Below are 18,012 nucleotides of genomic sequence, written 5' to 3'. Positions count from 1 at the left end.
CCGTGGGTGCGGCAACAATTCGTAACGGCACACCCGAGCGAAAGCCGGGGTCGCAAAGCCTCCGGTCTACGGCCCACCAACGGTGAATGGCCACGATAGCGGGGCCGCCTCATCGCCCGCCATGGCGCGATGGGCGGCCGGCACGCCTTTGCGCCTGCAGGCTGGCTGATCCCGCGCTCGCATTGGTGTCCTCCGTCGGTCTTTGACCCTGTTTCCGTCCTGCCCCTGGTCGAGCCGCGCTTGCGCGCGCGATCGATGGGTCGGTGCGTGCGGGCGCCAGCCGACGGGTCTCCAGACCAGCACCTGATGAGGAAATAGTGATGCGCCAGATTTTTGCCACCCTTGCCGCCGCCATGGTGATCGGCTTTCATGGGGGCACCCATGCCCAGGCAGTGGACGAGGATGCACTGATCGAGAAGATGCGCAGCGGCATGGCCCAGCGAGGGCAGACGATGAGTCCGGAACAGGAACTCACCATGCGGCTGAAGATCCGCGAAACCATGGCACGCATGCAGAACCTGGGCAACGGCGGCGGTCTGGCTGCCCCCCTGATGGCTCCCGGCGTATCCCCGATGGCGGCGCCCATGCCTGCAGCTGCGCCGCCGTCGGTGCGTGGCACCGCGGAACTGGCCCAGCAGATCGCCGCGCTGCCCGCGCCGCAGGCCGTGCAGTTCGAGCCGCGCAAGGACGGCTTTGTCGTCAACGGTCAACTGATGGTGGACCCGGAAGGCAAGGTCGGGCGCGCGGCGGTGGACCCGCTCACGGGCGACTTCGCCTACCTGGTGCAGCGCATGGATGGCAGCCAGGTGCTCAAGCGTGGGCGCGGGACAGCGGCGCCGCTGACCGTGGGGCAGGTCAGCGCCCGGCCGGGCCAGTGGATGGTGCAGACGGTCGACGGCCAGACGTTGGCGGGCGACGGGCTGGTGCTCAGCTCCCAGGGCGCCTTGGTGCTGCGCGCAGCCAGCGCCTTCGAGTTCCGGCCTGGGCAGCCGTTGCGCACCATCGCCATCCCGGCGGGCTGGACGCCCGTGCCGCTGCAGCGTGGTGACGTGGCGAGCACGCGCACGCTGCTGCTGGAGAAGGACACCTCCGGCCAGCCGGCCAAGGACAGCCTGGTTGGCAGCGTGACGGGCCTGTTCAGTCTGGCCAAGCGCGTCGTGGGCGCCGAGGAGCCGAACGACTATGCGCTGTTCCATCTGGACAGCGGCATGCTCACGCCGTTGACGATGTCGCTCGACGACAAGCAGGTGACCCGCTACAGCGACTGCCGCCGCCAGAACGCCGTGGTGAACCGGTGCAACAACGCCACCTCGTATGAATCGCTGTGGAACCCCGATGGCTCGCCCAACAACTTCCACTATTTCTGGCAGGCTCAGTGGTTCAACACGCCGGCGGGGCCCGTGGCCGTGGTGCGCCAGGGTTCGACCAAGGAGGTCCGGCTGTTCGATCTCACCACCGGCAAGCAGGTCGTGGCGTTCCGCCGTCCCATGGGCATTGCCAGGCACAGCGCGGAGCTGACACCCGAAGGCAAGCTGCGCGTCACGGCTCAACTGGCCTTCACCAGCTACACGCTGGAGGATGCCCGTGCGCTGCTGGATCAATCGCCTGACCAGCGCGGCGTGGCGGTGGAAGGCACCATCATCGCGGGCCAGTCGGAAGGGGCTGCACCGGTCTCCAAGCCCGCGGGCGGCTGAGACCGTCGCGGGTGGCACAGGCGCGGGCCGCGCCGGCGCCTTCAGCCGGCCCGCTGCCCGGGCCGGGCCAGCAGCTCGATCGCATCGACGATGCGCCGCGCCTGCTCGGGCAGGCTGTGGCCATCGGCCGAGGCCAGGCTCATCAGGCGGGCCAGCGCCTCGTCACGCGGCAGCGAGTAGCGGTGCATCAGCACGCCGACGGCCAGGGCCGTGGCGTCGAGCGTGGGCAGTTCGGAGGGGGGCTCGAAGGCCTCGTTCCGCTCAACCGGGGCGGGCGGGAGCGCAGTGGCTGGTGCCGCCGAGCGCGCGAATGCGGCCTCCACGGCGGGCACGATCTGCGAGATGTCCAGCGGCTTGACGAGGTAGGCGACCGCGCCCAGCTCCTTGACCTTGGCGACCGTCGCCTCGTCGGCAAAGGCCGACAGGAACATGAACGGCGTCTGCAGGAACTCGCGCAGGTAGGCGGCCACGTCGAAGCCGGTCAGCCCCTCCATGCGGATGTCCAGCAGGGCCAGCTCGGGGCGGTGCTCGCGGGCGAGCAGGATGGCGTCGTCGCCGTTGTCGGCGTCGATGACCTCGAAGCCGGCCTGCGTGAGCCCGTAGCTCAGCGTTGCCAACACCAGTCGGTCGTCATCGACGACCAGGATCTTGCCCTTGCTCACCGCGCCCCTCGTTCGACCAATCAAGAACTTGGTTTTATGGCCGGATTGTGAACCACGCTTGGCGGAATCAATTCCAGCCGGCAAACGACGTCACCGCCCTGCTGTTCCAGGCTGAGGATGGCGCTGCGCCGCGGCAGCAGCGCGCGCACCAGGCCCAGGCCCGACACGCCGCTCTTCACGTTCTGCAGCAGGAAGCCTTCCGGCAGGCGGCCCGGGTTGACGATCTCGACGACGACGCCGGTCGTGTCGCAGATGAGCTGGCAGCGCACCTGGGCGTCGTGGCCATGCTTCAGTGCGTTGCCCAGCAGCTCGTTCAGGCTCAATGCGATCGGGATGGCCTCGGCCTCGGGCAGGCACCAGTCGTCCATCAGCGCGCCACCCTCGGCGGCCGTCGTGATGACGCGGCCCTGCATGCGCTGCACGGAGCCGACGATGGCGTCGAACACACGCTTGAGCACCAGCGGGCCGGTGGCGCCTACCTGCAGGCCGTAGACCTGCGCGATGGCCTGCACCTGGCCGACGGCCTCCTTCAGCACCGGCGCCACCTCGGGCCGGCGCTGGGCGATCTGCTGCAGCAGGCCGGCCACGCCCTGCAGGTTGTTCTTGATGCGGTGATGCACCTCGCGCACCAGCAGCTCGCGTTGCGAGATGGCGGCCTGCAGCCGGGCCTGCTCGGCGGCGCGCTGCTCGGTCACGTCGCTGGCGACCAGCAGTAGCAGCTCGGGCGTGTCACCGCTGCCGGCCAGGTGCAGCAGGCGGGCGTCCCAGATGCGCGTCGTGTTGCCCGTCGGCACGTGGTATTCGCGCTGTACGACGGTCTGGGACTCAAGCGCCTCGCGCATGTCGGCAACGACCTGCGAGCCCTGGTCGTCGCCAAAGAGCAGCGACGGCGTGCCGCCCAGCAGTGCCGTCTCGGGGCGGCCGGCCAGTGTCGCGGCGGCGTGGTTGAGCTTGACGATGCGCAAGCTCTGCGCCTCGTGCAGCGTGATGGCCAGCGGCGCGCCTTCGATGATGCGGGCCAGCGAGGCCTGCGCCAGCCGGCTCTGCGCCTCGGCCTGGCGGCGGCGGTCGATGTCCAGCAGCGCGTAGGTGGTCTGCTGGGTGACGCCATCCGGGCCGGTTTCGCGCGGCGTCTGCACCGCGTTGCCGATGACCCAGAACTCGCGCCCGTCGCGGCCGCGCAGCTTGCATTCGAAGACGTCGCTGCCCGGCTCGGCGTGGAAGGCGTGGTCGTCGTCCTCCGGCGCCAGCACGCCCATGGGCTGGCCCAGCACATCCTCCAGCTCGCAGCCGAACATGCGCCGCGCCGAGCGGTTCATCCACTCGATGCCGTCGGGGCCGACCGTGACGATGCCCACCAGCACGGAGTCCAGCACCGCGCGCTCGCTCTCGGCGCGCAGCAGCAGCGCGTTCTCGGCCTGGGCCTGGGCCGTCACGTCCAGCGTGACCACCGACGTGGAGCGCCGCCCGCCGGCCAGCAGGCCCGGGGCCACGCGGGTCAGCAGCCAGCGGCGGCCCAGCTCCGGGTGGCGCACGGCGTAGCGCACCTCGACGGCGTCGCCCTTCTTCAGCGCGCGCTGCAGCCGCTCGAACTCGGGCAGCGACGCCGGCTCGACGATCTCGCGGTTGATGCCCTGCAGCGACGCGACCGACTGCTTGGCGCCGACCTTGAACGGCGAGCCCTTGCGGTGGGCCTTGACCCAGCCAGCCTCGGGCTGGAAGGTGGCCAGGCCCACGGCCGCGGTGTCCATCAGCGCGTCCAGCTGCTGATGGGCGAGGTCGCGTTCGTGCTCGGTGCTGTGGTCCTCCAGCTGCGCCAGCAGCAGCGCGCGACCCGCCTGGCGCCACAGCCGCAGCCGCGCCCGCAGCCAGCGGTGGCGCCCTTGCGGGTCGACGAATTCGGCTTCGGTGACCAGCGGTGGGTCCGGCTGGCGCTGCGCCGTCAGCGCCGGCAGCGGCGCGCCATGGTGCCAGCCCAGCAGCGCCTGCAGCAGGTCGGGCAGGTCGTTGAGGTGGCGGGGCGCGCCGGGGCACAGCGCGTCGAAGGCGCTATTGCGGCGCAGCAGCGCGCCGCTACCGGCGTCGGCCAGCGCGGCGGGCTGGGGCGACAGGGCCAGCCATTCCACCAGCGGAGGTTCGCCGGCATCGGCCGCGCTCAGGCGCGCGTGCAGCAGCCAGTTCGGGCGGTCGCGCAGCAGGTGCAGCGTCGCGCGCTGGCCGTCGGCAAGCTTGAGCGGCGGGGCCGGCGGCGCGGCGCGGCCGGTGTCGATGGCCTGGGTGGCATCGTGCAGCCAGGCCTCCAGCCGGGCGCCCGCTGCCTGGCGCAGCAGCCGCCAGCCCTCGGCGGCGTCACCGCCCAGCCATTCGCGTGCGGCCGGATTGGCACGCAGCGCGGACAGGTCGGCCCGCAGCGTCAGCACCGGGTCGCCGACGAGGTCCAGCAGCGCAGCGGAAGCGGGCGGGCTGAACATCCTTCAGCCGCGTAAGGGAGTGGCTTCGGTCGGCCCGGCGGAGCTCATTCCAGCTGAGCCGCCTTGTGCAGCGCGCGCAGCACGCAGGCATTGATCTCGCCGGCGCCCAGCATCAGCGCGTCGGCGCGGTCGCGGTAGTCGAACACGCTCTCGGCCTCGATGGCCTGCACCAGTTGCAGATAGGGCAGGAACGGGCCGGTCTCGTCGACCAGCGCCTGGCGCACGCGTTCGGGCACCGGGATGCTCTGCAGCAGCTTCTCGAACGGCGCCTTCAGCATGTGGTCCAGCAGCGAGAAGAGCCCGCAGATGAACATCTCGTCGCGCTGCTCGCGGTCGTCCATGCCGGCGGCGAGTTCCTCCATCAGCAGGCCGCGGCGCACGGCGCCGAACATGATGGGGCGCATGCTGTGGTCGCTGCTGGCTGTCGTCAGCAGCAGGGCCAGCCAGCGCTTCAGCCGGGCGTAGCCCAGCAGCATGATGGCGTGGCGGAAGCTGGATACCTCGACCGGCAGGCCGAAGGCGGCGGAGTTCATGTAGCGCAGCAGCTTGAAGGCGAGGCTGGGGTCGCGCTTGAGCGTCTGCTCCAGGCGCTCGACGTCCTCGCCTTCGTCGACGCGCGACATCAGCTCCATGATGACCTGCAGGTCGGCGGCGATTTCGGTCTTGGCGCCGGGGACGGGTTCGTAAGGGCCGTCCATGGGCCAGCCGATGACGGCGTGTGCGCCGGCCTTGAACGCATCGTCGATGGCCGCGGCGCCGCGGATGCCGGTGCAGATCAGCTCGGTTCCGGCCGGCGCGCTCTGGCCGGGCTCCAGCGCGACCTGTTTGAAGACGGCGGCGACGCCGGCGGGCAGCGGCGCGCTGGGCAGGCCCTTGAGCAGGCCGCGGTGGCCGGCGCCCTTCAGCGCGGCGATGGTGTCGGCGTGGGCGGCGTCGGCGGCGATGAAGGCCGGCACCTCGATGGTCGTGGGCTCGACCGGTGGCTGGGCCAGCAGGGCGCCGAGCAGCGCCTCGCCCTGCGGGCTGACGATGGCGCCGCCCTGCGGGAAGGTGGCGGACAGCGCGGCGAGCAGCTCGGCCTGGTCGACCTTGGCGTCGGGGCGCAGCGGCACCAGGGCCAGCCGCGTGCCGGCGATGGCGTGCTGGCGGTCGATGACGGGCGAGTAGCCGAGGGCGACGCCGGGCAGGATGGCGTGATCGAGGGCGGCGGGGGTGTTGTCGGACATGGCGCGGCGCAGGGGCTGGCGGGAATGCGGCAGTCTGCCACGGCGGCCCGCGGCCCACGCCGGCAAATCGTGACAGCTTCACGCGCCGCCTGCCGGCGGCGGGCCCACGCGGCCTGCTTCCGTGGCGTGAACAGGCCCTAGCCAGTGATGTACTGGAACAGCGACATCTTCTGCACCAGTGCATAGGTCTTGAGCGCGGTGTCGTAGCCGGTCTGCTGGTTCTGGAAGTCGGAGATGCCCTGCGTCATGTCCAGATCCTGGGCGGCGCTCTGTTCCTGGGTGCTGTACTGCTTCAGCGCGGCCAGGCGGGTCTCGGTGCCGTCCAGGCCGTTGAGCGTCTCGCCGACCTGGCTGCGCACGCTCTGCAGGTTGCCCATGACGGCGTCGATGTCGCGCAGCGACGCGGCGTTGCCCTGGCTGATCTGCGTGGGCGTGCGCTGGGGCGTGTTGAGTTCGACGATGGCCTTGTCGAGCGCATCGAAGAGCTTGAGGCCTTTCTTGGAGCCGGCCACGGCGAAGGCGTCGCCGTCGACCGGCGTGCCCGCCACCGTCAGCGCCATGCCGTCGGCCGTGATGGCCTGGCCGGGCTTGAAGCTGCCGCTGGAGACGACGCTGCCGAGGTCCTGGTCGGTCAGCGTGTAGGTCTGGCTGGGCGCGGTGCCGGCGACGTCGAGGCGGTAGTTGTGGCCGGTCAGCTGGCTGGGGTCGGTGACCCGGCCGCTGTCGATCCAGCCCGCCGCAGGCTTGCCGGTGTTGGCGTTGACGAGCGCAACCGGCACGCCGCCATTGGCCGCGGTGGCACCGGGGTCGATGAGCTGCACGCTGGGCGCACCGGTGGTGGGGTCGGCGACGATGGCGCGGGGTGCGGTCTCGAAGCTGCCGTTGCCGCTGGACGACTGCTCCCACGCGCTGCGGCCGTCGACGGTGAGCTGGAAGTTGTCGAGGTTGCCGGTCTGGATCTGGCCGGACACGCCGACGTAGGTGACGCCGCCGGCCTGGTCCAGGAAGGGCGGGCTGGACGAGCCCTGGCCCGAGAAGATGTAGCCGCCGGCGCCGTCGGTGCGGTTGGCGATGGTCAGCAACTGGTCGCGGATGCCCTGCAGCTTGTTGGCCAGGCCCTTGCGCTCGGCGTCGGAGTAGCTGCCGTTGCCGGCAGCGGCCACGGTCTCGCGGGCCTGCTGCAGCAGGTCGTTGGCATCGCCCAGCGCCGACTCGGCCAGCGTCATGCTGTTGCGGCTGGCTTCCAGCGCGCGCTGGTTGGCGTCGACGCGGCCGATGGTGGCCAGCGCCCGTTCGGCGCGCGCGGCACCCGTCGGGTCGTCGCTGGCCTGCAGGACGCGTTTGCCGGACGTGAGCTGCTCCTGCTGGTTCTGCAGCGCGGTCTGGCGGCGCTGCAGGTTGGCGATGGACGCGTCGTAGAGGTTCGCGGTGGACAGTCTCATGGGTTACCTCTTGGCCTAGCTGGAGGCGATGCGCATCAGCTCGTTGAACAGGGTCTGGGCCGTCTGCAGCACCTTGGCGGCAGCCTGGTAGCCCTGCTGGAACTGCATCAGCCGCGAGGCCTCCTCGTCGAGGTTGACGCCGGACTCGCCGGAGCGGCTGGCCTCGGCGGTGGTGGCGGCGGTGGTGGACACGCCGGACAGGTAGGTGGCGCTCTGCACGCGGGCACCGACGTCGCTCATCGACGCGGCATAGGCGTCGTTGATCGTGGAGCCGGCCGTGATGCTGCCGTCGGGCTGCAGCTGACGGCCGATGAAGGTCTCGGTCTGGATGTTCAGGAAGGCCTTGGCGTTGCCGTTGTTGGTCGCCGTGTAGGTGGTCTTGTCCAGCGTGATCTTGTCGCCCTTGCGCGGCACGCCGTTGGTGCGCAGCTCGAACCCGAGGTCGATGCCGGACGCCGGCTGGTTGCCGATGGGCTGGCCCGAGCTCCACACGCCGTTGAGCACGCTGCCGTCGGCGAGCGTCAGCGTGTACTGCACGTTGGCGCTGTTGGTCGGGTCGGGGTCGCCGAACTGGACGGTGATGGGCGCCTTGGTCGTGTCGAGGTTGCCGTTGACGGCGTAGATGCTGTCGACGGTCAGCGTGCCGTTGTTGTCGACGGCCGTGGCAGCCGTCAGCGGCGATGCGGCGGCGATGCCGTTGGGGCTGTCGAGCACGCGGCGCATCTCGGTCGCAGCGGCACCGACGGGTTCGATGAGGAAGCTCTCGCCGGCGGCGGGCGCGGCCGGCGTGAAGCTGAGCTTGAAGCCGTCGATGGTGTCGCCGTCGGCCACGTTGCGTACCAGCCCGTCGGACAGCCGCGTGAGCTGGTAGCTGCCCGATGCGCTGGAGCTGAGCTTGTAGCTGCTGGCCTGCAGCTGGCTCGCGTTGACGATGCTCGCCTGCACGCCGCTGACGAAGGCGCCGCTGGCGTCGCGCGCGTTGCTGGCGGCGGGCATCACGCGTGGCGACGCAACGTTGAAGATGTTGCTGCCGGTGCCCGGCGGGTTGGACAGGTCCAGGCCCAGCGCGTTCTGCTGGTTGACGCGGGTGCCGATGGCCGCGGCCAGTTGGCCCAGCATGTTCTTGGCGTCCTGCAGGTCGCTGTTCTGGAAGCTCAGCAGCGCGCTCATGGAGCCGCCGGTCAGCACGCTCTCATCCAGCGCGCGGCTGACGCCGCCTTCCTGCATCGACAGTACGGCGCGCTGGGAGTCGTAGGGGTCGGCCGTGACCTGCAGCGTCGTGGCCTGGTTGCCCAGCACGAGGCGCTGACCGCCGCCGATGAAGACGCCCATGGAGCCGTCGTCGGCAGGCAGCGTCGTCACGGAGACGTATTCGCCGAGCTGGGAGATCAGCTTGTCGCGCTGGTCCAGCAGGTCGTTGGGATCGTGGCCACTGCCCTTCGTCTTGGAGATCTGATCGTTGACGTTGGCGATCTGCTGGGAGAGCTGGTTGACGACAGTGGCCGACGCCTTGAGGTCGCTGACGATGCCGGACTGCAGGTCGGTGACCTGCTGGCCGGCGTTGGCGAAGCGCGTCGCCAGCTCGCTGGCGCGGCCCAGGGCCACCTGGCGGGCCGACGGGTCGCTGGGGCGGCTGGTCACGTCGACCATCGAGTTCAGGAACTGGCTGGCCGCGTAGCCCAGGCCGTCGGTGCCGGTCGCGAAGATCTTCTCCATGCGGCTGAGCTGCTCGGCACGGGTGGAGTCGGCCGACGCGGTGGACTTGGCGCTGACGGCCTCCTTGGTCAGGAACTCGTTGTGCGAGCGCACGACGGTCTGCACGTCCACGCCCTTGCCGAAGAAGCCGGCGCCGGTGAACTGGCCCGGCGACGTCGTCAGCACGACGGACTGGCGCGAGTAGCCTGGCGTGTTCGCGTTGGCGATGTTCTGGCCGATGGTCTGCAATGCCGCCTGGTTGGCGAACATCGCGCGGGCGCCGAGGGTGAGCAGGCCTGCCATGATCTAGGTCCTCTCGTGCTCAGGCCAGTGTGCTCTGCACACGTTGGGTGGTCTGGATGGTCTTGGCCAGCTTCTCGGCGTAGGCCGGGTCGGTGGCGTAGCCGGCCTGCTGCAGGCCGCGGGCGAAGCCGGCGGCGTTGCCGTTCTGGGCCTGGGCGACGACCTTGGCGTAGCGGTCGTTGCTGCTGATGAGCCTGGCGTAGTCCTTGAACGCCTCGTCGTAGCTGCCGTAGGCGCGGAACTTGGCAGTCACCTTGTGCGCCTGGCCATTGATGACCTCGGTGGTCTGCACGTCCACCGTCTTGCCCGTCCAGCCCGGCGTGGCCTTGATGCCGAAGACGTTGTAGCTCTTGGTGCCGTCGGCGCCGGTGATCTCGCGCTTGCCCCAGCCGCTCTCGTGCGCGGCCTGCGCGACCATGAAGCTGGCCGGGATGCCGGTGGCGGCCGACGCAGCACGGGCCGAGGCGTCGTGCTTCTGGATGAAGCTCTGCACGTGGCTGGGAATGCCCTTGGTGGCCAGCGCCGGCAGCGCCTGGGCCAGCGTCGTCTGGCTGTTCTTCCTGATGTTCTCGGGCGACAGGTCCGCCACGCCCATCTGGCGCGACAGCTGCTTCTGGATGGCGTCCGACAGCCCGCCCGGTAGGCCGCTCATCTTGCCGGCGAACTGCTGGTCCAGCATCTCCGTGCCGAGCTGCGTCGCGTTGTTGTCCAGCATGCCGCTGGACAGCGTGGAAGCGCGCATGCTCTTCATGACTTCCTGCATGAAGAGCGTCTCGAACTGCTTGGCGGTTTCGCGGATCGTCCCCTTCGGATCGCGCGTGGCCTGGGCTTTCAGCCCGTTCAGGCTGTCGAGGCTCCCCAGACTCTGGCCGGAGATGGACTGGAAGGATGACGAGGCCATCAGATCACCTCGAGCTCTGCGTTCAGGGCGCCCGCGCTCTTCATGGCCTGCAGGATGGCGAGCAAGTCCTGGGGCGTGGCGCCAAGCGAATTCAACGCCTTGACGACGTCCGACAGCCGTGCACCGGCCGGCAGCTGGATGAGACTGCCGGGGTCCTGGCGGATGGAGATGTCGGCCTTCTCGGCCACCGTCGTCTGGCCGCCCGACAACGCGCTGGGCTGGCTGATGATCGGCGTGGAGTTGATCGTCACCGACAGGCTGCCGTGCGCGACGGCGCAGGGCGACAGCGTGACGGCCTGGTTCATGACGATGGAGCCGGTGCGTGCGTTGATGACGACGCGGGCGGCCGCAGGGGCCACGTCGACGGCGAGATTCTCGACATCGGCCAGGAAAGCGACGCGATCGTCCGGCGTGTTGGGTGCGCGCACGCGCACGACGCGGCCGTCCAGGGCCTGCGCGGTACCGGCGCCCTTGGCCTTGTTGATGGCCTGGGCCACGGCGCGCGCGGTCGCGAAATCGCTGCTGTTCAGGTCCAGCTGCAGGGTGTCGCCCTGGGCGATGGGCGTCGGCACGGAGCGTTCCACCAGTGCACCGGACGGGATGCGGCCGGCACTCAGGTGGTTGATCTGCACCTTGGAGCCACCGGCGGAAGCCCCCGCGCCGCCGACGATCAGGTTGCCTTGGGCGATGGCGTAGATCTGGCCGTCCGCGCCGCGCAGCGGCGTCGCGATCAGCGTGCCGCCGCGCAGGCTCTTGGCGTTGCCGATGGACGAGACGTTGATGTCCAGCTCCTGGCCCGGCTGCGCGAAGGCGGGGAGCGAGGCCGTCACCATGACGGCCGCGATGTTGCGTGGCTGCATGGTCACGCCCTGGGGCAGCAGCACGCCGAACTGCTGCAGCATCGCTGTCAGGCTCTGGCCCGTGAACGGCGCCTGCGTCGTCTGGTCGCCCGTGCCGTCCAGGCCCACGACGAGGCCGTAGCCCGTCAACGGGTTGGAGCGCACGCCGGCGACGGACGCGACTTCCTTGATGCGGGCGGCCTGGGCGGGCGCGATGGGCGCCAGCACGACGGCCAGACTGAGGAGGAGGGCTTGCAGGTACTTCACTCGGCAAATTCTGCTGACGCTTGAGTCCGCGAAGCCGCAGAAAAGGACGTGGACCGCCCCGCTTTTCTGGCCCGGGAGTGGCTGCCTTCGGTTGCGGCGCGCCTTTCTTTCACGCCTGGGCCGCCAGCCCCCGGGCGCCGTCGCGCAAGCTGGCTCTCAGGTTGGCGAGCCGCCCTTGTGACATTCTGTAAAGAGGTCAATGGCAGCGCTTGGAGCTGCACCATTCAGGTGCGAGCGAACCTCTGCGAGGTTGTTCGAGTTGCTGGCTCGGGCGCGGGTTTCCCCGCGGATTGCGCGAAATTGAGCGCTTTTTGAGCGAAATTCGCGCGGTGTAGGCCCCTGATCCGGGGGGATGCGACAGGTTTCTGAATGTGTAGCTGGGTAAAGTTTTTGGTACCGCCCCGAGCTGCATCCGTTTGCAAGATCTGCCATGCCTCCGCCCTTCGAGCCGTTGACCCTGGTTCACGTCGTGTTTTCGTCCCGTATCGCGGGCGGTGAGCGGCACTGCATCGACCTCGCTAACGCCCAGGCGGCGCTTGGCCACCGTGTCCATGTCATCGGCTCCGCCGGTTCGGCCGTCGCCGGCGCGCTGGCGGAAGGCGTGACCTTCCACGGCCTCAAGCTGCCGCTGCTGCGCGGCTGGCGCGTTGCCGCGCTGGCCCGCCGGCTGGGCGCCGACATCTGCCACGGCCACCTGGGCCCCGCCTGCAAGGCCGCCGCGCGCGCCAGCAGCGCCACGCGTGTCGGTACGCTGCACGTGGGCTACAAGGCCCATCACCATGCGCGGCTGGACGGTCTCGTCTGCGTGAACCGCGCCCAGCACGAAGCCCTGCCCAAGGGCGAGGCGCTGGCCAGCGTGATCTACAACTGGGCGCCGGAGCGCGACGCCGCCGCCGCCGCCCGCACCACCGACCTGCGCGCCGAGCTGGGCCTGGCGCCCGGCCAACTGCTGGTCGGCAGCGTCGGCCGCCTGCACGTCAGCAAGGGCATGGACCTGCTGATCCGTGGTTTCCGCGCCCACGCACCGGCCGACGCCGTGCTGGCCATCCTGGGCGAAGGCCCGGACGAGGCCCAGCTCAAGGCGCTGGCCGCCGGCGATGCGCGCATCCGCCTGCTGGGCTATCGCACCGACGTCGACCAGGCGCTGAAGGCCTTTGACCTGTTCGTGTCGCCCTCCCGCGAGGAAGCCTTCCCGCTGGCCATCCTGGAGGCCATGCGCGCCGGCCGTCCGGTGTTGTCGACGGCCACCCAAGGCCCGCAGGAAATGCTGGCCGGCCAGCCGGCCCGCCTGGTGTCGGTGGGCGACGCCGACCGGCTCGGCCGCGCCATCGCCGAGGAACTGGCCCGCCTGCGCGCGCTGCCGGCTGACGGCCGTGCCGTGAGCTACGCGACGGCCGCCTACGACCGCGGCAACGCCGTGGCGCGCACACTGGGCTTCTACCGCGACGTGATCAACCACCGGGCCGCGCTGGCCCCGAGCTTCGAGGACGAGGAAGAGGCGATCATCGCCTGATGTTCAAGCGGCCCCGCACCGACTTCTGGCAGGTCGGCATCGTCCCTGTTCCCGTTCAAGACCTTGATGCCCGCACGCTGAGTGCGGCGCGCGAGCGCATCACCTGGCTGCCCGAGGCTGGCCGCTGGCGCTACCTCGCCGATCCGTTCGGCCTCGTGCGCGGCGATGCGCTGCATGTCTTCGTCGAGGCCTTCGACTACCGCATCAAGCGCGCCAACATCGAGCGCCATGAGTTCTCGCGGGCCGACCTGAGCTGGCGCGGCCGGACGACGGTGCTGGACAGGCCCTTCCACCTGTCCTACCCGCAGGTCTTCGAGCACGGCGGCGAGACTTGGATGGTGCCGGAGAGCTTCCAGGCCGGCGAGGCGGCCCTCTACCGCGCGACCGACGCATCGCTGGACCACTGGGAGCGCGAATGCGCGCTGCTGGCCGACCTGCCCGTTGCCGACGCGTCGCTCGCCGAGCATGGCGGGCGCTGGTGGATGTTCTACACGCTGGTCGGCCCCAACGCGCGCGACCAGCGCGAACTGCACGTGGCCCACGCGCCCCGGCTGGCCGGGCCATGGACGCCGCTGGCCGGCAACCCGGTGCGCGTCAGCCGCGACGGTGCCCGGCCGGCTGGCCGCCCCTTCGTCGGCCGCGACGGCGTGCTGACGCTGCCGGTGCAGGACAGCTCCACCGGCTATGGCGGCGCCACGCGACTGCTGCGCTTCCCGGTGCTGACGCCGGAGCGCGTCGAGATCGAGGCCGCCGCCGAACGGCTGACCGGCGACCTCGCCAGCCCCACCCACACCGCCGGCCTGCACACGCTGAACGGCTGCGGCGAGGCCTTCGCGCTGATCGACGTGAAGCGCATCGACCGCTCGCGCGGCAAGCAGTGGCTGGACTTCAAGCGCCGGCTGAGGCGACTTGTGAAGGGCTGACGGCAGGGTAGGGCTTGTGGTGTGTATTGTGTAAGTAATACACTAATACGCATGCCCAGCCCCCAGGCCTTGTTCGACATCCAGCCGCAGCTGTCCACGCCCATCTACCGCCAGGTGGTGGAGCAGGTGCAGCGGCTGGTGGCCGGCGGCCAACTGGGGCCAGGCGACGAACTACCCAGCGTGCGCGTCGTGGCCGAGCGGCACGCGATCAACCCGATGACCGTCAGCAAGGCCTACAGCCTGCTCGAAGCCGAAGGGCTGCTGGAACGGCGCCGTGGCGTGGGCATGGTGGTGGCCGCACGCGTGCAGCCCGCCTCCGCTGACGAGGATCGGCTGACGCTGCTGGCGCCGGCGCTGGAAACCGCGGCGCGCCAGGCGGCGCAGCTGGGCATCGCAGCCGACGCGGCGCTGGCCGCCTTCTCGCGTGTTCTGCAAAAGACTCCCAAGGAGGAATGATGAGCCCTGCACTGGAAGCCCGCCAGCTTTGTCTGGACTTGGACGAGCGGCACTGGAGCGCAGCGCGGCCGCGCTTGCTGGACCGTGTCGACTTCGCCATTCCGGAGGGGGCGGTGGTCGGTCTGGTCGGGCGCAACGGCGCGGGCAAGAGCACGTTGATGCGCTGCCTGCTGGGGTTGACGACGCCCAGTTCCGGCGAGTCCCGGTTGCTCGGTGAGCCCAGCCTCGACCTGCCCGATGCCGTTCGCGAGCGCCTGGGCTACGCGGCCCAGACGCCGGACCTGTTCCCGCGCCTGACGGGCCTTGAACACCTGGACGAGATGGCCGCCGTCTACCCCGGCGTCAACCTGCGCGACGCTGCCGCGCTGGCGGCGCGGCTGGACCTGAGCCTGGGCCAGCGGGCCTCATCGCTGTCGCTGGGCGACCAGCAGAAGCTCGCCGTCGTGCTGGCGCTTGCCCATGACCCCGACCTGCTGTTGCTGGACGAGCCGGTGGCCAGCCTCGATCCGATCTCGCGCCGCGACTTCATGCGTGCGCTGTTCGCGCTGCGCCACAAGCCCACGCCGCGCACGGTACTGGTGTCCAGCCACCTGCTGAGCGACCTGGAGCGCGTGGTCAGCCACGTGATGTTCCTGCGCGAGGGCCGGCTGCAACTGTTCATCGAGTGGGACGAAGCCGTCGAGCACCTGCGCTGCATTCCCTGCCCGCAGCCGCCAGCGGCGCTGCAGGCCGGGCAGGTCCACTGGTCCCCCGCCGGGGGAGGGCGGCTGCTGGTGGATGCCCGCGCCTGGCCGCAGGCGGGCACGGCCGCGGTGCTGGGCATGGAGGATCTGCTGGAGGTGTTGAACACATGACCGCTTCAAGCCTGCCGAGGTGGCGCGGCCTCGACTTCGAGGACGGCATCGCGGACATCGCTCTGATCGGCCCGCTGCTGTGCTCGGCATTCGCGCTGTTGTTGTCATGGTCCGTGGGCGCGGGTGCCGACGCGCTGGTGTTGTGGGTCGCGCATGGCGCCCAGGCGGCCATGCTCGCCATCAGCGCGGCCTCGGCGACGGCGGGCGGCGGCACGCGTCTGACCCAATGGGTGCAGCGGGTCGCGCCGTCCCGGGCCGGGCAGCTCGCCTGCGTGCGGATGTGGCGGCAGTTGCGGCTCACGGGTGCGCTCGGCCTGGCCGGGCCGCTGGTGCTGGTGGCGGTGTGGCAGTCGGTGCACCCGGGTGGCGTGGCCGGGCTGGTTGCGGGACTGCTGGCCTGCCTGGGCCTGCTGGGCGCCGCGCAACTGCTGGGTGCCTGGTGCGGCATGGCCTGGCGTGGCCGCGCGCCGCGCTGGGTGATGCTGGGCTGGCTGCTGCTGGGCCTGGCGGTGGCGAATGTCCGTGTCGTCTGGGGTGTGCTGTCAGCCTGGCCCGCCGTGGCCGCGCTGACGCTGGCCGCCGTGGCCTGGGGCTGGTGGCGCCTGGCGCTGCAGATGCGCATGTCGCAGGGGCGGCTGAGCTGGCATGGCGTGCCGCGCTGGCAGCCGGTCGGTGCATCCGCCCGGCTGCGCATGCCTTCTGGCTGGCAGCGCCTGCGCTTTTCCGATCTGCCCGCGGACGATCGGCGCCGCTGGCTGCTGCGCCGTGGCGTCGGCCTGACCAAAGGCGGGGAAATGATCATGGTGCTGCTTTGCGTGATGACGCCGCAGTTCATCGGCCAACCCCGACTGGGACTGCTGAGCGGCTGGGGCCACGCCGTGCAGGGCCAGGAGGTGCTGGGCTACGGCGGCTGGATGGCGGTGCTGGCGATGTATGCCGGCCTGGCGCAGCTGCAACCCGGCCTGCATTGGCGCCGCCGGCTCGCGCCGGGATGGCGCCCCACCGGCTGGGCGTTGCGGATGCTGGCGGCGTCCGTCACCGCCTTCGTCGGCTGGCTGAGCCTGTGGGAGCTGCTGTGCTTGGCCGGTGCACCGGCCGGCGCGCGCGACGCACAGCTCACGACCTGGCCGAGCGTGATGGGCGACGCCGTCTTCGTCAGCACCTTCGTCGCCTGGATGCGCGGCCTGTGCAACCGGCATGTGTGGACGGTGTTCTGTGCGCTTGTGCTGGGCTCGGTGGTGGTCGCCGTTGCTGCCCTGCTGGAGGCGCGGGGCCTGCCGCTGGTGAGAGGCGGGGCCTGGCTCGCGCTGGAGCTGGGCTTGTCGGTGCCCATGGCCTGGGCGGCGGTGCGAGCCTGGTCGCGGCAGGACGTGAACACCATGGCGGGTAACCCATGAGAGCCGCGCTGTCGGCATCGCCGGACGTGGCGCCACCCGGCGTCGACCTGCCGTTGGCCGCACGGCTGCTGTCCGGCATGACGAGCGCCATCGGCGCACTGCTGGCCGTCGTGCATCTCGAGCACCAATTGCGCGGGGCCGGCGCCCTGGTCGGGCTGCTTCACGTGCAGGCCACGCTGCTGGCGCTGGTGGCCTTCGGGCTGGCCGTGGCAACGAACGACAGGCTCAGCCACTGGGAGGCTCGCCTGGCACCCCGGCGCTCGCGCGAACGGGTTCGCGCCGAGCTGTTGCGGACCTTGGCGGTCACGGCCGCACTCGGTCTTGCGGGCCCTTTGCTGGTGGCAGCCGTGGTGAGCTGGCAGGCGGGCAACCTGCGGCCGCTGGTTGGCGTGCTGGCAGTGCTCGCCGCCGCCTTCAGCGCCAGCTTCTGTATCGCCAGCGCCTGGCAGGGGCGGGCGCCGCGCTGGCTGCTGCTGCCCGGGTTCGCGTCACTGCTCGCGCTGCTGGCACTGCCTGGTGCCATCGCGTTGCTCTGCGTCGACGGCGGGCTGGCCTTGCTCGTCATCGCTCTGGCTGCCGGCATGTCGTGGCGCTGCATGCTGTCGCGTCACGCGTTGGCAGGCCGCGCACCGCCGTTGCCGCACCCGGACCTGCGGCTGTGGTGGCGACGCGCCAGCGCGATGGGTGGCTGGCGGGCGGTTCACTACCAGCAACCTTGGAAGACGATGAGCGGCGAGACGCGCAAGAGTCAGGCCTGGGTGGTACTCGTCGTCTTCATGCCGCAGTTCCTCGCCCAGGCGCAATGGCTGCGCCTGCTGGCCTGGGGCCAGCCGTACACCCACGAGTACGCCGCGCCGGCCTATGGGCTGTGGATGATGTGCCTGGCTGCGTTCGCCTTCGGCGGGCTCATTGCGCCGCGCCTGCATTGGCGCCGGCGGCTCGCGCCGCGGAGTCTCACGGCGCAGCGCTGGGCGCGCAGCCTGGTGCTGGGTTCCATGCTGGCGGGGGCCGTCGTGTTCAGCGTCGGGGTGGGCTTGGCGATGGGGGTCAACGGGTTGGTGTCACGTTCCCCGCATGGCGACGCCTGGCTGCCGGCGATGGGTGATTTTTTGCTGGCGATGAGCTTCGGCACCTGGTTGCGCGGCCGCTATGAGCGAGGGGGCGTCGGCTGGGTGCTGATCGTCGCCTTCGGCCTCGCGGCTGCCGCCCTGCTTGTCGGGCTGCCATGGCTGGGCGTGGTGCCGCAGCGCGGTGCCGTTTGGCTGCTGCTGCAACTGGCCCTTGTCCTACCGCTGATTCGGGCGGCCATCCAGGCCTGGAGCCGGCGTGATCTGAACCTCATGGCCTGACCTCGCGTGCATACTTGGCG

At 70.6% G+C, this 18,012-nt stretch carries 14 protein-coding genes and 1 riboswitch; of the genes, 7 read left to right on the top strand and 7 right to left on the bottom strand.

Annotated features, from left to right (window positions below; translation table 11 throughout):
- The first annotated feature begins 16 nt into the window (after positions 1-16).
- Positions 17-112, top strand: a riboswitch (cyclic di-GMP riboswitch).
- 208 nt (positions 113-320) lie between these two features.
- A complete protein-coding gene (locus tag ACG04R_RS11820; RefSeq protein WP_394410060.1) occupies positions 321-1,694 on the top strand; it encodes a hypothetical protein in 1,374 nt (457 codons plus the stop codon).
- A 41-nt stretch (positions 1,695-1,735) separates the two neighbouring features.
- On the opposite strand, the gene ACG04R_RS11815 is transcribed toward ACG04R_RS11820, so the two are convergent.
- From ACG04R_RS11815 to ACG04R_RS11785, 7 genes are all read right to left on the bottom strand, one after another.
- Positions 1,736-2,356, bottom strand: coding sequence for a response regulator (locus ACG04R_RS11815; protein ID WP_394410057.1), 621 nt, complete (start codon positions 2,354-2,356; stop codon positions 1,736-1,738).
- 20 nt (positions 2,357-2,376) lie between these two features.
- On the bottom strand, positions 2,377-4,827 hold the full coding sequence (locus ACG04R_RS11810; RefSeq protein ID WP_394410054.1) for a PAS domain-containing sensor histidine kinase: 2,451 nt from the start codon (positions 4,825-4,827) through the stop codon (positions 2,377-2,379).
- Positions 4,828-4,871: 44 nt separating this feature from the next.
- Positions 4,872-6,053, bottom strand: a complete 1,182-nt coding sequence (locus ACG04R_RS11805; RefSeq protein WP_394410051.1) for an EAL and HDOD domain-containing protein — start codon at positions 6,051-6,053, stop codon at positions 4,872-4,874.
- A 137-nt stretch (positions 6,054-6,190) separates the two neighbouring features.
- Complete coding sequence (gene flgL / locus ACG04R_RS11800; RefSeq protein WP_394410048.1) at positions 6,191-7,495, bottom strand: flagellar hook-associated protein FlgL; 1,305 nt, start codon at positions 7,493-7,495, stop codon at positions 6,191-6,193.
- A 15-nt stretch (positions 7,496-7,510) separates the two neighbouring features.
- On the bottom strand, positions 7,511-9,493 hold the full coding sequence (gene flgK / locus ACG04R_RS11795; protein WP_394410045.1) for a flagellar hook-associated protein FlgK: 1,983 nt from the start codon (positions 9,491-9,493) through the stop codon (positions 7,511-7,513).
- 19 nt (positions 9,494-9,512) lie between these two features.
- Complete coding sequence (gene flgJ / locus ACG04R_RS11790) at positions 9,513-10,394, bottom strand: flagellar assembly peptidoglycan hydrolase FlgJ (protein ID WP_394410042.1); 882 nt, start codon at positions 10,392-10,394, stop codon at positions 9,513-9,515.
- Positions 10,394-11,500: a flagellar basal body P-ring protein FlgI gene (locus ACG04R_RS11785; protein ID WP_394410039.1), complete on the bottom strand. Its 1,107-nt coding sequence runs from the start codon at positions 11,498-11,500 to the stop codon at positions 10,394-10,396. Before ACG04R_RS11785 ends, flgJ begins: the two co-directional genes overlap by 1 nt.
- A gap of 430 nt (positions 11,501-11,930) precedes the next feature.
- On the opposite strand from ACG04R_RS11785, the gene ACG04R_RS11780 reads away from it, so the two are divergent.
- From ACG04R_RS11780 to ACG04R_RS11755, 6 genes are read left to right on the top strand one after another with little or no spacing between them, the layout of a single operon-like run.
- Positions 11,931-13,013, top strand: coding sequence for a glycosyltransferase (locus tag ACG04R_RS11780; protein ID WP_394410036.1), 1,083 nt, complete (start codon positions 11,931-11,933; stop codon positions 13,011-13,013).
- On the top strand, positions 13,013-13,936 hold the full coding sequence (locus ACG04R_RS11775; RefSeq protein ID WP_394410033.1) for a glucosamine inositolphosphorylceramide transferase family protein: 924 nt from the start codon (positions 13,013-13,015) through the stop codon (positions 13,934-13,936). The genes ACG04R_RS11780 and ACG04R_RS11775 overlap by 1 nt, the downstream gene beginning before the upstream one ends.
- Before the next feature lie 51 nt (positions 13,937-13,987).
- The gene (locus ACG04R_RS11770; protein ID WP_394410030.1) at positions 13,988-14,392 is read left to right on the top strand and encodes a GntR family transcriptional regulator; all 405 of its coding nucleotides are present in this window, start codon (positions 13,988-13,990) and stop codon (positions 14,390-14,392) included.
- Positions 14,392-15,246: an ABC transporter ATP-binding protein gene (locus ACG04R_RS11765; RefSeq protein WP_394410027.1), complete on the top strand. Its 855-nt coding sequence runs from the start codon at positions 14,392-14,394 to the stop codon at positions 15,244-15,246. The genes ACG04R_RS11770 and ACG04R_RS11765 overlap by 1 nt, the downstream gene beginning before the upstream one ends.
- The gene (locus tag ACG04R_RS11760) at positions 15,243-16,643 is read left to right on the top strand and encodes a hypothetical protein (protein ID WP_394410024.1); all 1,401 of its coding nucleotides are present in this window, start codon (positions 15,243-15,245) and stop codon (positions 16,641-16,643) included. Before ACG04R_RS11765 ends, ACG04R_RS11760 begins: the two co-directional genes overlap by 4 nt.
- Positions 16,640-17,992 carry a hypothetical protein gene (locus ACG04R_RS11755; protein WP_394410021.1) on the top strand — a complete coding sequence of 451 codons (1,353 nt, stop codon included), beginning with the start codon at positions 16,640-16,642 and terminating at the stop codon, positions 17,990-17,992. Before ACG04R_RS11760 ends, ACG04R_RS11755 begins: the two co-directional genes overlap by 4 nt.
- Positions 17,993-18,012 lie beyond the last annotated feature (20 nt).

The organism is Pelomonas candidula (assembly GCF_043555985.1).
GTDB classification, from domain to species: domain Bacteria; phylum Pseudomonadota; class Gammaproteobacteria; order Burkholderiales; family Burkholderiaceae_C; genus Pelomonas; species Pelomonas candidula.
Note: the sequence above shows the minus strand (reverse complement) of the source record. Positions and strands in the feature narration are given on the sequence as shown.